The organism is Ramlibacter sp. AN1133, from assembly GCF_037890035.1.
Taxonomy (GTDB): Bacteria; Pseudomonadota; Gammaproteobacteria; order Burkholderiales; family Burkholderiaceae_C; genus Ramlibacter.
The window spans coordinates 230,975-245,008 of record NZ_JBBKTQ010000006.1 but is presented as its reverse complement, the minus strand read 5'-3'; the positions used below and the strand labels follow the sequence as shown (position 1 = coordinate 245,008).

At 71.4% G+C, this 14,034-nt stretch carries 13 protein-coding genes and 1 pseudogene; 6 read left to right on the top strand and 8 right to left on the bottom strand.

Features of this window, described 5'->3' with window-relative positions; genetic code table 11:
• Window positions 1–69: 69 nt before the first annotated feature.
• From WG923_RS10875 to WG923_RS10865, 3 genes are read right to left on the bottom strand one after another with little or no spacing between them, the layout of a single operon-like run.
• Complete coding sequence (locus WG923_RS10875) at window positions 70–1,164, bottom strand: phospholipase A (RefSeq protein ID WP_340350976.1); 1,095 nt, start codon at window positions 1,162–1,164, stop codon at window positions 70–72.
• Window positions 1,165–1,174: 10 nt separating this feature from the next.
• A complete protein-coding gene (locus tag WG923_RS10870) occupies window positions 1,175–2,581 on the bottom strand; it encodes an ATP-binding protein (protein ID WP_340350975.1) in 1,407 nt (468 codons plus the stop codon).
• On the bottom strand, window positions 2,581–3,306 hold the full coding sequence (locus tag WG923_RS10865; RefSeq protein WP_340350974.1) for a response regulator: 726 nt from the start codon (window positions 3,304–3,306) through the stop codon (window positions 2,581–2,583). Before WG923_RS10865 ends, WG923_RS10870 begins: the two co-directional genes overlap by 1 nt.
• Before the next feature lie 153 nt (window positions 3,307–3,459).
• Here WG923_RS10865 and WG923_RS10860 point away from each other — a divergent pair, with 153 nt between their 5' ends.
• Complete coding sequence (locus tag WG923_RS10860) at window positions 3,460–4,062, top strand: Spy/CpxP family protein refolding chaperone (RefSeq protein ID WP_340350973.1); 603 nt, start codon at window positions 3,460–3,462, stop codon at window positions 4,060–4,062.
• A gap of 58 nt (window positions 4,063–4,120) precedes the next feature.
• Here WG923_RS10860 and WG923_RS10855 read toward each other — a convergent pair whose 3' ends face one another.
• Both WG923_RS10855 and WG923_RS10850 read right to left on the bottom strand, forming a co-directional pair.
• Complete coding sequence (locus WG923_RS10855) at window positions 4,121–4,516, bottom strand: hypothetical protein (RefSeq protein ID WP_340350972.1); 396 nt, start codon at window positions 4,514–4,516, stop codon at window positions 4,121–4,123.
• Entirely contained in the window at window positions 4,513–6,597 is a 2,085-nt protein-coding gene (locus WG923_RS10850; RefSeq protein ID WP_340350971.1) for an ATP-dependent helicase, read from the bottom strand. Before WG923_RS10850 ends, WG923_RS10855 begins: the two co-directional genes overlap by 4 nt.
• Window positions 6,598–6,721: 124 nt before the next feature.
• Between WG923_RS10850 and WG923_RS10845 the strand changes: the two genes are divergently transcribed.
• The 4 genes from WG923_RS10845 to WG923_RS10830 all read left to right on the top strand — a co-directional run bounded on the left by WG923_RS10845 (window position 6,722) and on the right by WG923_RS10830 (window position 9,064).
• Window positions 6,722–7,696 carry an AEC family transporter gene (locus WG923_RS10845; RefSeq protein WP_340350970.1) on the top strand — a complete coding sequence of 325 codons (975 nt, stop codon included), beginning with the start codon at window positions 6,722–6,724 and terminating at the stop codon, window positions 7,694–7,696.
• A gap of 198 nt (window positions 7,697–7,894) precedes the next feature.
• Window positions 7,895–8,308: a DUF1877 family protein gene (locus WG923_RS10840; protein WP_340350969.1), complete on the top strand. Its 414-nt coding sequence runs from the start codon at window positions 7,895–7,897 to the stop codon at window positions 8,306–8,308.
• Entirely contained in the window at window positions 8,305–8,649 is a 345-nt protein-coding gene (locus tag WG923_RS10835; RefSeq protein ID WP_340350968.1) for a hypothetical protein, read from the top strand. The genes WG923_RS10840 and WG923_RS10835 overlap by 4 nt, the downstream gene beginning before the upstream one ends.
• Window positions 8,650–8,683: 34 nt before the next feature.
• Window positions 8,684–9,064, top strand: coding sequence for a hypothetical protein (locus tag WG923_RS10830; protein ID WP_340350967.1), 381 nt, complete (start codon window positions 8,684–8,686; stop codon window positions 9,062–9,064).
• A 9-nt stretch (window positions 9,065–9,073) separates the two neighbouring features.
• On the opposite strand, the gene WG923_RS10825 is transcribed toward WG923_RS10830, so the two are convergent.
• Together WG923_RS10825 and WG923_RS10820 are read right to left on the bottom strand one after the other, a co-directional pair.
• Window positions 9,074–10,333 carry a phospholipase D-like domain-containing protein gene (locus tag WG923_RS10825; RefSeq protein ID WP_340350966.1) on the bottom strand — a complete coding sequence of 420 codons (1,260 nt, stop codon included), beginning with the start codon at window positions 10,331–10,333 and terminating at the stop codon, window positions 9,074–9,076.
• A 169-nt stretch (window positions 10,334–10,502) separates the two neighbouring features.
• Window positions 10,503–12,353 (bottom strand): annotated as a pseudogene (locus tag WG923_RS10820) (carboxyl transferase domain-containing protein); the annotation flags it as partial.
• An 88-nt stretch (window positions 12,354–12,441) separates the two neighbouring features.
• Here WG923_RS10820 and WG923_RS10815 point away from each other — a divergent pair.
• The gene (locus WG923_RS10815) at window positions 12,442–13,455 is read left to right on the top strand and encodes an asparaginase (protein ID WP_340350965.1); all 1,014 of its coding nucleotides are present in this window, start codon (window positions 12,442–12,444) and stop codon (window positions 13,453–13,455) included.
• A 36-nt stretch (window positions 13,456–13,491) separates the two neighbouring features.
• Here WG923_RS10815 and WG923_RS10810 read toward each other — a convergent pair whose 3' ends face one another.
• The gene (locus WG923_RS10810) at window positions 13,492–14,028 is read right to left on the bottom strand and encodes a hypothetical protein (protein ID WP_340350964.1); all 537 of its coding nucleotides are present in this window, start codon (window positions 14,026–14,028) and stop codon (window positions 13,492–13,494) included.
• Window positions 14,029–14,034: the final 6 nt, after the last annotated feature.

Here is a 14,034-nt window from a genome sequence, read left to right as displayed (position 1 = left end):
TCCTGTGGTCCATGCACTCTGCGCGCGGGGCGGGGCGCTGTCGGTGCGGTAGCGGACGCATCCGCAGGGTCACCACTCCACCAGGCTCAGGCCGATGCTGAACACGGTGCGGCTGCGGTTGTAATCGAGCAGCGTGTCGCCGTAGCCGGTGAAGAGCTGCGTGTGCAGCTGCAGCCCGCTGGGCGGGCCTTCGCCGGGGTCGGCCAGCGTGCGGAACCACTCCAGCCGCAGCGAGCCGCGTCCCCGGGCGCGCAGCGCGTGGCGCGCGGTGGCGGCGAACAGGTTGGAGCGGCTGTGATGCCAGGTCGCCGTCACCTCGCCGCGGCCGATGAAGTTGCTGATGCCGGGGTTGTCGTCATTGCCCGCGCTCTCGTGCAGCCGGCGCCACACGCGCGCCTGCAGCTGCAGGCGGTCGTGCTCGGCGCCGGCCATCAGGTACACGCGGTTCCAGCTGCGCGACAGCGGCAGCGACTGGCCGTTCGATTGGTGCACGATCCCCAGCCCGCCGAAGCGCAGCCGCCACTGGTCCGCCTGCGCGGGCTGCAGCGGCATCACGTAGAACACTTCCGGCTCGTGGTCGGTGCTGCGGAAGGGCCGCGACAGCCGCGGCGTGAAGATCTGCCAGTAGGACTGCTGCGTGTATGCGAACCAGAGCGAATCGATCGCGTCGGGGCGGCCGACCAGCAGGCCCTGCGCGATCTTGGTGCGCACCGAAAGCTGCAGGCGCGTTTCCGTCGTGCGGTAGTCGAGCGTGGTCGTGGCGTTGTTGCGCGGATTGTCCGAAGTGGGCTCGCGGTTGATCGTGCCCGCGTTGACGAGGTCCAGCGAGACCGGCCGGTAAACGCGCAGGCCGAAGGTGCCGCAGTCCGCGCCCGGCTCCAGCTCCCAGAAGCGCGAGAGCTCCGAATAGCGGGTGTCGCGGCAGCCGTCCGACGCGGTGAGCGAAAGGCCGCGGCGCGTCGGCGGCTCGGCCAGCGGTGCGGCCGCCGCGACTTCGGGCGGGGGCGCGGGCGCGCGCTGGCTCTTCGCCCAGGCGTCGAAGCAGGCCAGGCGCTGCACGCCGTCGACCAGCGCGGTGCAGGCCTGCCACGCGGAATCTGGTTGCTGCGCGGCGGCAGCGAGGGGCAGCAGGACGGCGGCGAGGCAGGCGATCGAAAGGCGCATCCGCGCAATGCTAGCGAAGCGCGCGCGGCAGCGTGAGGATCGCCTCCAGTCCGCGGACCTCGCGGTTGCGCAGGGCGATCTCGCCGCCGTGCATGTGGGCGACATTGCGCGCGATGGCCAGGCCGAGACCGGTGCCGCCCGTCGCGCGGCTGCGCGACTGCTCGAGGCGGTAGAAGGGCTCGAACACCTTCTCCAGTTCCGCTGCAGGAATGCCGGGGCCCTCGTCCAGCACGCGGATCACGAGCGCGTCCGCACCGTCGTCCACCTGTACGGTCGCGCGCTCGCCGTAGAGCACCGCGTTGTCGACCAGGTTGGCCAGGCAGCGCCGCAGCAGCGAAACGCGCGCCGGGTAGGCGGCCCGGGCCTGTCCCTCGAGGCGCACCTCGCGGCCCATGGCCTCGTTGTCCGACTGCAGGCTCTCCAGCAACGCATTGATGTCGACGTCCTGCCGCGCCTCGGTGCCGCCCATGCCGCGCATGAACTCCAGCGTCTGCGTGACCATGGTTTCCATCTCCCGCAGGTCCGCCTCGAAGCGCTGGCGCTGCTCGTCGTCCTCCAGCAGCTCGGCGCGCAGGCGCATGCGCGTGATCGGCGTCTTCAGGTCGTGCGACATGGCCGCGAAGACGCGGGTGCGGTCCTCGATGAAGCGCACCAGCCGCTGCTGCATGCTGTTGAACGCCTGCGCCGCGCGCCGGATCTCGGTGGGGCCGTCCTCGGGCAGGGGCGGCCGGTGGATGTCGTGCCCGAGCGCATCGGCCGCATCGGCCAGCACGTGCAGGGGACGCGTCACCCAGCGCACGGCGACGTAGGCCAGCAGCAGCACGGCGAACAGCAGGATGGCCAGCGTCAGCGCGAGCCGCCACGGCGGCGTGCTCGCGCTCGGTCGCAGCTGCGTGTCGAAACGCGCCCAGCTGCCGTCGCCCAGCTGCACCTGCGTGCGCAGCACCGGCCCGGGCGGGCCGCCGCCGGCGCCGGCGCCGGCACCCATCATCATGTGGTGGCGGCCGGGTCCGGGGCCGGGCGGCCATGGCGCGCCGGCGGGCACCGGGCCCGTTTCGACCCGCACCTCGCGCTCGGCGCCGAGCGAAGCGCGCAACAGCGCGGTGAACATCAGCGCGCGCGGCGCTTCGCCGCTCGCCGCGGGGGCCGGCGCGTCGTGCAGCGTCACCACCAGCGGCGGCACGTTCATCACCGCCGCGATGCGCGCGCGTTCGGCGGGCGCCAGCGAATCGAGCAGCTTCACCACGTCGGCGATGCGCTGCGCCTGCTGCATGCCGCCGGCGGCGACCAGCAGGCGGTCGCGCTCGGCGAGGTTGATCGCCGCGCTGAGCAGCTGTGCCACCAGCAGGCCGCCGGCGAGCACCAGCACCAGCCGCCCGAACAGCGACTGCGGCAGCCAGCGCGCCAGGCCGCGCATCAGGCGCCTTCCTTTTCCACCGGCACCGTCAGCACGTAGCCTTCGCCGCGCACCGTCTTGATCATCACGGCTTCGTCGGCGTGGTCGCCCAGGCGCCGGCGCAGGCGGCTGACCTGCACGTCGATGCTGCGATCGAGCGCGTCGGCTTCGCGGCCCTGGGTGAGTTCCACCAGCTGGTCGCGCGTGAGCACCCGGTTCGGGTGTTCGACGAAGATGCGCAGCAGCCGGTATTCGGCGCCGCCGATCGGCGTGATGACGCCCGTGGGCGACACGAGGTGCCGGTGCACGGTGTCGAGCGTCCAGCCGCCGAAGCGGATGCTGCGCTCCTCCTCCGGCTGCAGGTTGCGCGGCAGGCTGCGGGCGCGCCGCAGGATCACCTTGATGCGCGCCAGCAGCTCGCGCGCGCTGAACGGCTTGGGCACGTAGTCGTCGGCGCCCATCTCGAGGCCGACCACCCGGTCCATCTCCTCGCCGCGCGCGGTCAGCATCACGATCGGGATGTCCGAGCGCGCGCGCAGCTCGCGGCACAGGGTGAAGCCGTCGTCGCCGGGCAGCATCACGTCCAGCACCACCAGGTCGAAGGCGCCGCGGTCCAGGGCCTGGCGCATGGCGCGGCCGTCGGCGACGGCGGTGGCGCGCAGGCCGTTCTTCTCCAGGTACCGCTGCAGCAGGGTGCGGATCTCGGCGTCGTCGTCGACGATCAGGATGTGGTCGGTCCGCTCCATGGCCGTATTACAGCCCGATCGGCCGCCGGCGCGTAACACAGCATGTCAAACAAACGCGCTGTCGCAGTGGGCGACAAAACGGGCGGCCATTGACATTCGCCGGCGGCGCGCCCGCGCTTGAATCGAAGGGCCAACCAACGACAGGAGTCCGAGATGAAGACCACCACCAAGATCCTTGCGGCCGTGACGGCGACGGCGGCCCTCGCGCTCGCGGGCGCAGCTTTCGGCCACCCGGGGTTCGGGCCCGGCGGAGGCCCCGGCTTCGGCATGGGGCCGGGCATGATGGGCGGCTACGGCCCCGGCATGATGGGGGGCGGCCCCGGCATGATGGGCGGCTACGGCCCCGGCATGATGGGCGGCGGGCCCGGCACGATGGGGGGCTATGGCCCCGGCATGATGGGTTTCGGCGGTGCGGACATGGGCGCCGCGACGGCCAGCCGGCTGGCGGCCCTCAAGAGCCAGCTGAAGATCACGCCCGCCCAGGAATCCGCCTGGAAGGCCTACGAGAGCACCGTCACGCAGCAGGCGACCGCGATGCAGGCCCTGCGCGACAAGTTCCACGCCCAGTGGCAGAACGCCAAGCCCGGCGAGGCGGCGCCCGACATGGCGGCGCATCGCCAGGAAATGTTCGCGGCGCGCGAGTCCGCCTGGCAGGCCCAGGAAAAGGCGCGCACGGACCTGTTCGCGGCGCTCACGCCCGAACAGCAGGCGCTGGCCGGCGGCGGCTGGGGCCCGCGCGGCTGGCGTCACCGTTGAGCGGCAAAGTCCGCGGCCCGAGAAGGGCAGCGAGAGCCGGTGATCTGGAAGGGGGACGCTAGTCCTTGCGCAGCACGAAGGTCCGCTCCTTCGCGTCGCCCTCGGCCTTCCAGGTGCCGCGGATCTCGCGCCCGCACGAGCCCTCCACCACCTCGCCGAGCCAGGTCGCCGCGATGTGGACGCCGTCGGCGGATTCCTCCAGCGTGAATTCGCCGTCCTCCACGTCGCCGGCCAGCTTGCTGCGGTCGCCGTTGCGGTTGATGGTGCCGCTCACGCTGGCCGCGTAGAGCGCGTGCTTTTCCAGCAGCAGCGTGCCGGCGTGGCCCTGGCCGGTGAACTCGGCCCGCCAGAGCCCGAGCAGGTGCGCCGCGGTGACTTCGCTGGCGTGCGGGCATTCGACCTGCGCGAGGACGGGGCCCGCGCACGCGAGCAGGGCGAGGGCGAATCCCTTCATGCGGCGCGGGGCGTGGCTGCCGCAGCCGCTGCGGCGGCCGCGGCTTCCGCGCTCTTCTTCGCGAACTCGGCGCGCAGCGCCTTGAGCTTCTCGCGCGGGTCTTCCTTGGTCGTGGCCTTGTCCAGCGCCATCTCCGCGATGAAGCGGCTCGGCTGCGCCGCCACCATCTCGCGGCCCTTCTTGCGCTTCCTGCTCCAGCTCACGACCAGCGAACGCTGTGCGCGCGTGATGCCGACGTACATCAGGCGGCGCTCCTCCTGCAGCCGCTGCGCGAAGGCTTCGCTCGCCACGCCGCCGTCGGCGTCCTCCGGCTTGAAGGGCAGCATGCCCTCCACGCAGCCGGCCAGCACGACGTGCGGCCACTCCAGGCCCTTGGAGGCGTGCAGGGTGGAGAGCGTGACGACGTTCTGGTCCTTCTCGCGCTCGCTGATGGTGGACAGCAGCGAGATCGTCTGCGCCACCTCCAGCAGCGTCTTGCGCTCCGAGGCGATGCTCGCACCCGAAGCGTCGTCGATCTCGCCGCCGCAGCGCGCCGCCATCCATTCGCAGAAGTCCAGCACGTTGGTCCAGCGCGCGGCGGCGATCTTCTCGTTCTCCTCGCTGTCGTACAGGTGCTTCTCGTAGCCGATGTCCTTGAGCCAGTCGGCGATGAAGGTCTTGGCGGCTTCGGCACCCGTCGTGTGGCGGGCGCGGAACTCGAGGTCGTTCACATAGCGGCCGAACTCGTGCAGGCTGCCCACCGCGCGCGCACTCAGCACGCTGCCCAGCGAGGACGAGAACAGCGCCTCGAACAGCGACAGCTTGTACTGGCCCGCGAACGTGCCCAGCGCCTGCAGCGTCTGGTGGCCGATGCCGCGCTTGGGCGTGGTCACCGCGCGCAGGAAGGCGGGATCGTCGTCGTTGTTGACCCACAGGCGCAGCCACGCGCACAGGTCGCGGATCTCGGCGCGGTCGAAGAAGCTCTGGCCGCCGGAGACCTTGTAGGGGATCTGTGCCTTGCGCAGGGCCTGCTCCAGCACGCGCGCCTGGTGGTTGGCGCGGTACAGGATGGCGAAGTCCTTCCAGTCCTTGCCGCCGCCCGCCTCGCGGATCGACTGGATGCGGCGCACGGCGCGTTCGGCCTCGTGCTCCTCGTTGTCGCAGTCGACCACGCGCACCGGCTCGCCCTCGCCCAGTTCGGAGAACAGCGTCTTCGGGAACAGCTTCGGATTGGGCTGGATGACGTTGTTGGCGGCGCGCAGGATCGCGCTGGTGGAGCGGTAGTTCTGCTCCAGCTTCACCACCTTCAGCGTGGGATAGTCCTGCGGCAGCCGGCGCAGGTTGTCCAGCGTGGCGCCGCGCCAGCCGTAGATCGACTGGTCGTCGTCGCCCACCGCCGTGAAGCGGCCGCGCTCGCCCACTAGCAGCTTGAGCAGTTCGTACTGCGTGGCGTTGGTGTCCTGGTATTCGTCCACGAGCACGTGACCGAGCTTCTTCTGCCACTTCTCGCGCACCTCGGGGAAGTCGCGCAGCAGCTTCAGCGGCAGCCCGATCAGGTCGTCGAAGTCCACGCTCTGGTAGGCGGCCAGGCGCTCCTCGTAGCGCGCCATCACGGTGGCGGTGACGCGCTCGTTCTCGTCCTTCGCCTGCGCCAGCGCCTGCGCGGCGTTCAGCCCCAGGTTCTTCCACAGGCTGATGGCCCACTGCCACTGGCGCGCCGTGGCGGCATCGGTGGTGCCGCCGGCGTCCTTCAGGATGCCGGTGACGTCGTCGGAGTCGAGGATGGAGAACTGGGGCTTCAGGCCCAGCACCTTGCCGTCCTCGCGCATCAGGCGCACGCCCAGCGCGTGGAAGGTGCAGATCAGGATGTCCTTCGCGGGCTTGCCCACCAGCGCCTTGGCGCGCTCGCGCATCTCCGCGGCCGCCTTGTTGGTGAAGGTGATGGCCGCGATGCGGTGGCCTTCCAGGCCGGCCTGGATGAGGCGCGCGATCTTGTGGGTGATGACGCGCGTCTTGCCCGAGCCGGCGCCGGCCAGCACCAGGCAGGGACCATGCATGTAGTTGACGGCTTCTTGCTGGGCGAGATTCAGGCCGGCGGACATCGGGGGAGGGGGCAGGGGACAACGGGAGAGCGCCGAATCATAAGCGGCGGGGCGCGCCGGCGGTCGCAAGCTGTCGCGAAGCCCGGACAGGGCCCCGGTTGCGGTTGCAGGGACAATACCGCCCGTGCTAGATGTCCTGCTCGTCACCTTCCCCTTCTTCGCCCTGGTCCTGGCCGGCTACATTGCCGCCCGCCGGCGCATGCTCCCCTTCGAGGCGATCGGTGGGCTGAACAGCTTCGTGCTGTTCTTCGCGCTGCCCTGCATGCTGTTCCGCTTCGGCGCCAACACGCCGATCGCGCAGATGCTGGACCCCTCCGGCATGGCGGTGTGGCTCGCGTGCGCGCTGATGATGGTCGCGGGAACCGTGAAATTCAGCATGAACGCGCGCATCCGATGGAACGATGCCTCGTTCGGCGCGCTCGTGGCGGCATTCCCCAACACCGGCTTCATGGGCGTGCCGCTGCTGGTGGCGCTGCTGGGGCCGCGCGCGGCCGGCCCCGCCATCCTGACCATCCTGATCGACCTGGTGATCACCAGCTCGCTGTGCATCGCCCTGTCGCGGCTGGACAGCGCGGACGAACACGGGGCCGCGGAGGCCGCGAAGAAGGCGCTCAAGGGCGTGGCACTCAACCCGATGCCGTGGGCGATCCTGCTGGGGGGCATCGCCTCCGCCATGGGCCGCAAGCCGATCGCGCCGCTGATGAACACCATCGGCTTGCTGGCGGACGCGGCTTCCCCGGTGGCGCTGTTCACCATCGGTGCCGTGCTGGCGCGCTCCCAGGCCGTCGGCGCGGCGGGCGAGCACGGCCCGCTGCCCGCGCGCGACTTCGTGCCGGTGGCGCTCGCCAAGCTGCTGGTGCATCCGCTGCTGGTGTGGGGCCTCGGCATGGCGGCGCGCGCCGCGGGCCTGCCGCTGGATGCGTTCACGCTCACCGTGATGGTGCTGGTGGCCGCCCTGCCCAGCGCGAGCAACGTGTCGCTGCTGGCGGAGCGCTTCGGCGCCGACACGGGGCGCATCGCACGCATCATCCTGCTGACGACGGCGGCGGCCTTCGTCACCTTCTCCGCGGCGGTGGCGCTGCTGGACACGGGTCGCTGAGCGCGAGCACGTCGGCGCGTGCGCCACGCCCGGCCACCGCGGGCGGCGCCGGCCGGCGGACGAACGGTGCGGGCTGCCGACTTTGCCCGCCATCGCGTGGCGAGCGCGGAGCGTGGGACTTCCCTTCGGCGCGCCCCTGGGCGATAGTCGCCGCCAGAAGCGGGACGGACAGGCCGCACCGGATGGAGGAGGGGACGCATGCAAGGAGGCCATTTCTTCGCGTTGTCGGACGACCAGCTGCGGCGCCTGCTCTCCGGCGAGCTGGCGCACGCGGGCTTCCTCGCGCCCGGAGGAGGGGAGCAGCCGCGCGAAACCTATTCGCAGGCCGCGAGCGTGTGGTACGAGCTGAGCCAGGTGCTGCAGGGGGAAGCCGCGTGCGGCACCGAGCAGACCGACAGCATCCCCGAGATGGTGGGCTATTCGTTCGCGCCCCAGGTGCAGTCGACGGCCGCCCGCCTTGCAGCCCTGGCCGATGCCGAAGTGCGCTCGCGCTGCGAGAGCGCCCTGATGGAGGCGACGCCCGACCAGGTGCTGCAGGCGGTGCGCGACCTCAAGGATTTCTACCAGCGGGCGGCGGCGAACAAGGACGCCGTGCTGTTCCGCGTGGCGTGACGCGTGCCCTCCACCTCCTCGCCGCGGCGCTCGCCGCGCTGCTCGGTGCCTGCGTGGTCGTCCCGCGGACGGTGGTGGGCTACGACCCCGAATGCCACGTGGTGGCGCGCCAGATGACGCTGCAGGCCGTGCAGGTGGCCAGCATCGCCGGCTGCAGCAACAGCGGCTGCGGCGTGCTGCTCGCCGCGGCGGGCGCGACGGCCGCTGCCAGCATGGTCGTTTCCGGCACCATCGCAGTCGTCGGCAACGTCGTGTACTGGCTGGAGAAGCAGGGCAACTGCGCGCGCAGCGGCGAGCGGGTGCCGCCTTCGCTGCCGCCCGAGCCGCCCGCCGTCCTCTGACGCGCATCCTTTTCCTTGAAGCAGAAGTACTCCCATGACCGGCCTGACCCAACTCCGCCTCGCTGCCCTGTGCGCCATCGCCTATGCGCTGCTCGCCGTGAGCGGCCTCGTCCACCATTTCCAGCGCACCGGCAGCCTGCGCGTGCTGCTGCGCGGGCTGATGCAGCCGCAGCTGTGGATCGTGCTGCTGCTCGCGCTGCTCGTCACCATCGGGCTGTTCGGCCGGCAGGCCTGGGCCTGGTGGCTCGGCGTCGCGGCGGCGGCCTTCGGCGTGTTCCGCATCGTGAGCGCGTACGTGCAGGGAGGGCACCTCGGGCACGTGCCGGGCGCTCCCACGCTGGTCGCGCTCGTGCTGCTGCTGCTTACGCTCGTCCTGCTCGCGCCTCGCAAGGCGCGGCTCGCCGCGAACCGCTGAACGCGCGCCTCAGAGCACCGGCGCCAGCCAGGACGTCACGCGCTCGCGCACCTTCTCGGCGAGCGAGCGGCTGCGCCACTGCTCGAGGGTGCAAGGCTTGCAGCGCTCCAGGTCCTGCTCGAAGATGCGCGTGAGGTGCGCCGCGAATTCCGCGTCGTAGACGTTCAGGTTCGCCTCGTCGTTCAGGTGGAAGGAACGCGGATCGAAGTTGGTCGAGCCCACGGAGGCGAGCAGGCCGTCGACGATCACCGTCTTGCAGTGGAACATCGTCGGCTGGTACACGTGCATCTGCATGCCCGCTTCCAGCAGGTCGCCCCACAGCGCCCGCGAGGCGTGCCGCACCGTCTGCGTGTCGATCTGGCGGCCGGGCGTGATCACGCGCACCCGCACGCCGCGCTCGAGCGCTGCGATCAGCGCGACGCGCGTCATCTCGTCGGGCACGAAATAGGCGCTGGCGATGTCGATCGTCTTCACGGCGGCCGTGATCGCGATCAGGTACATCAGTTGCATGCTCTCGCTGCCGCCGCTGGGCGAGCTGTGGAACACCTGCGCCTGCTGGTCGCCCGCCGGCTGCAGCGGCGGGAAGTAGGCCTGCCCGTGCAGGATGCGGCCGCTGGCCTTGGTCCAGTTGGCGAGCATCACGCTCTGCATCTGCGCGACCACGGGGCCCTCGACGCGATAGTGCGAGTCGCGCCAGTGGTCCGCGTCCTGCGCGTGGCCCGTCCACGGCGGTGCGATCCCGACGCCGCCGGTGAAGCCGATGGCGCCGTCGACGATCAGCAGCTTGCGGTGCGTGCGGTTGTTGATGCGGCCCAGGTTGTACCAGCGCAGCGGGTGGAAGCGGTAGACCTCGACGCCGGCCTCCTTCATGGCCTGCACCAGGCTTTCCTCCACCTTGATGCTGCCCAGCCAGTCCAGCAAGACGTGCACCTTGATGCCGGCGCGGGCGCGCTCCGACAGCGCCTGCGCGAACTCGTCGCCGATCTCGCCCGACCAGTAGATGAAGGTCTCGAACAGGATCGTGCTGCGGGCGCCGCGGATCGCCTGCAGCATGGACGGAAAGATCTCGTCGCCGTTGTTGAGGGCCTGCACGCGGTTGCCGGGCACGATGTCGGGCCCCAGCAGCATGCCCATCGCGCGGAAGAACTGCGGGTCGTCCACCGGGTACAGGTGGGCGATCTCGTGCGTGACGCGGCGCTCGCCCGCGCTCAGGTTGACATAGAGCAGGGCGGCGAGCAGCGCGAGGAAGACACCGAGGGCGACGAACATGCGGGGACCAAAGGGCCGATGCTAGCCATGCCGCGCACATCGCGGGGGACCGGCCCGACGACGGATGGGCAGGACCTTGCAGGTTTGACGGCGTGTCCTTCCGACGAAGGGAGCATGCGTGAACTTTGGTGTGCAGGAGCGGGAGCGAAAACGCGGCCCGCGCCCGGCGTCACCACGCGTCGATCACCCGCGGCCGGGCCGCATCCGCCACCCGCGCCGCCGCCAGCCCGCGCAGGAGCCACGCCCGCGTTTGCGCCGGATCGATCACCGCATCGATCTCCAGCGTGGCGGCCATGTTCATCGCCTGGCCTTCGGCGTACTTCTGCGCGACCAGTTGCTCGAACAGCGCCTCGCGTTCGGCCCCTTCGGGCACCGCTTCCAGCTCCTTGCGGTAGCCCAGGCGCACCGCGCCTTCCAGCCCCATCCCGCCGAACTCGCCGCTGGGCCACGAAACGGTGAACTCCGGCGCGTGGAAGCCGCCGGCCACCATGGCCATCGCGCCCAGGCCGTAGCCCTTGCGCAGCACGATCCCGAACAGCGGCACGCGCAGGTGGGCCGCGGCGATGAACATGCGGCTGACATGCCGCACCTGGGCGCGCTCCTCGATCGCCGGGCCCACCATGAAGCCGGGCGTGTCGACCAGGCTCACCACCGGCAGGCCATGTGCGTTGCACAGTTGCAGGAAGCGCGCGGCCTTGTCCGCCGCGTCGGGGTCGATCGCGCCGCCCAGGTGCAGCGGATTGCTGGCGATCAGGCCCACGGGGCGGCCCTCGATGCGACCGAGCGCGGTGTGGATGCCGACGCCGAAGCCGGTGCGCAGTTCCATCAGCGAACCCGCATCGACCAGGCCCAGCAGCGCCGCGCGGCTGTCGTACACGCGCAGCCGGTTCTCCGGCACGACGTCGCGCAGCGCCAGCGCATCGGGCGCCTCGTACCGCGCCACGCTGCCCTGGAAATAGGCCAGGTAGCGGCGCGCCGCCGCGACCGCTTCGGCCTCGTCCTCGACCAGCACGTCGATCACGCCGTTGCCGTGCTGCACGGGCGCGGGGCCGATCTCCTCCGGGCGGAAGGCGCCGAGGCCGCCGCCTTCCACCATCGCCGGGCCACCCATGCCGATGTTGCTGGCGCTGGTCGCGATGATCGCGTCGCAGCATCCGAGCAGGGCGGCGTTGCCGGCGAAGCAGCGGCCGGCGACGATGCCGACGACCGGCACCTGCCCGTTCAGGCGCGCGAAGCTCGCGAAGGTGGGCACGTGCAGGCCCGCCACGATCGGCATGTCGACGTCGCCGGGCCGGCCGCCGCCGCCTTCGGCGAACAGCACCACCGGCAGCCGGTGCTTCAGCGCGATGCCGAGCAGCCGGTCGGTCTTCTGGTGGTTGCGGAAACCTTGCGTTCCGGCCAGCACGGTGGCGTCGTAGGCCATGACGACGGCCTGCGAGCGCTCGGGTGGAAACAGTGCCCCGTTGATGCGGCCGATGCCGGTGACCATGCCGTCGGCCGGCGTGTTGCGCGCGAGATCGTCCGCGCTGCGCCGTTGTCCCTGCGCCGCGACGGCCAGCGCGCCGTATTCGCTGAAGCTGCCGTCGTCGCACAGGTGGGCGATGTTCTCGCGCGCGGTGCGCAGGCCCAGGGCGTGGCGCTTCGCGACGGCCTCGGGGCGGGCGGTGTCGAGGGTGAGGGCGTGGCGATCGAGGACGCGCTGGAGGTCGGGGCGGGGTGCGGCGGGGGAGGAAGGAGCGGCGGAGGAAGGCGCTCCGGAGCGCCCCCACCCCGGCCCTCCCCCGGAGGGGGAGGGAGGAACTGCCGGAACGGGCGTGGCAAGGGCGTCCAGGACCAGGAGCACTTCCCGCTCGTTCACCGTCTCCCCTGGCGCGAACAGGCACTCCCGCACCTTGCCTTCCGCCGGCGCCCGCACCTCGTGCTCCATCTTCATCGCCTCGAGGATCACGAGCACGTCGCCCGCGCGCACCGCGTCGCCGGGCGCGACCAGCCACTGCGCCACCTGGGCCTGCAAGGGGGAACGGAGTTCGGTCATGGCGGGATTGTGCGGTGGGCGATGGCCCGGGCGGCATCCCTCACGCGACAGCGGCGGCGCGCACAATGGCCCCATGGCATCGCTGATCCCCCTGGTCGAAACCTTCCGCGGCGGCACGCGCGAATGCGTGCACTTCGGCGCGATCGCCGTCACGGGAGCGCACGGGCAGGTGGTTGCCCACGCGGGGGACCCGCACTGGACCACGTTCACGCGGTCCACGCTCAAGCCGCTGCAGGCGCTGCCCTTCGTGCAGGGCGGCGGCGTGCGCCACTTCGGCCTGAGCAGCGGCAACCTGGCCCTGCTGTGCGCCAGCCACAGCGGCGAGCCGATGCACGTGGAGCAGGTGGACCAGATCCTGGCCAAGACCGGCGTCGGCTACAAGCGCCTGCAATGCGGCTGCCACGTGCCCTACTACGCGGAGCTGGGCACCTGGCCGCCACCGGCGCCGGGGAGCTACGACGAGCGCCACCACAACTGCAGCGGCAAGCACAGCGGCTTTCTCGCGTGGTGCGTCCAGCACGGGCAGCCCCTGGACACCTACCTGGAGCCTTCGCATCCGCTGCAGCAGGCGATCCGCTGCACCGTGGCCGAGGCGGTGGGCCTGCAGGAGCACCAGCTCGCCATGGGCATCGACGGCTGCTCGGCGCCCAATTATGCGATGCCGCTGTCGCACCTGGCGCGCGGCTTCGCCCGGCTGGGCACGGGCGGGCGCGACACCCGCTTCGGCGAGAGCTTCGCGCTGCTGGCCGAGGCGATGACGGCGCATCCGGAGCTCGTCTCCGGCACGGGCCGCAACGACCTCGCCTTCATGCGCCTGGGCGGCGGCGACTGGGTGACCAAGGTGGGCGCCGATGGCGTGCAGGTCGTGGCGAGCCGCAGCCGCGCGCAGGCGCTGGCGATCAAGATCAGCGACGGCAACAAGGTCGCCCTGTTCGCCGCGACCGTCGAGGCGCTCGACCAGCTCGGATGGCTGGACGCGCAGCAGCGCGAGGCGCTGCGGCCCTGGCGCTCCGAGACGATCGCGAGCATCCGCGGCGCCCCGGTGGGGGAGCGCTGCGCGGTGTTCCGGCTGGCCGGCCGGGGGTGAGCCTGGATTCGCGCCTGCGCGGGAAGGACAGCTATCTCAGCGCCGCTTGCGCCGGCTGTTCGCGTACAGCAGCAGCGCGGCCACGCCGCCGAAGATCGCTGCCTTGCGCAGGAAGCCGTTGCGGTTGTAGCGCCACTCGGCCGGGCCGCCCATCTCGGTGAAGAAGTTCGGCACGTAGCCGTGCGCCAGGTCGTCGATGATGCCTTCGACCACGTTCACGCGGTCCGCGAACAGCAGCATCAGCCAGTGGCGCAGGTCGTTCTCGCTGTAGCGGAAGGCGCCGGAGCGGATCATCCCCGACACGCCGGAGGGCGGCTGCGCGGTACCGAACACGGGGGTGAGCCCGGGGCGCTCGGTGGAGTGGAGCACCTTCACCGTCCGCGGCTGGTGCTCGAGGTCGTCCCAGTGCTTGTGGATGAAGCGTGGCGGCGTGCGCTCCATGGGATACGCGGGGCGCGCCTGCGGGTCGAGGTCGGCGCCCCAGCCGGGGATGCCTTCCGGCGGCCGGCGCTGGTGCTCCTCGGGCGTCGTCTTCTCGACGTGGACCGTCATGTCTTCCGGATGGTTGCTCATGCCCGC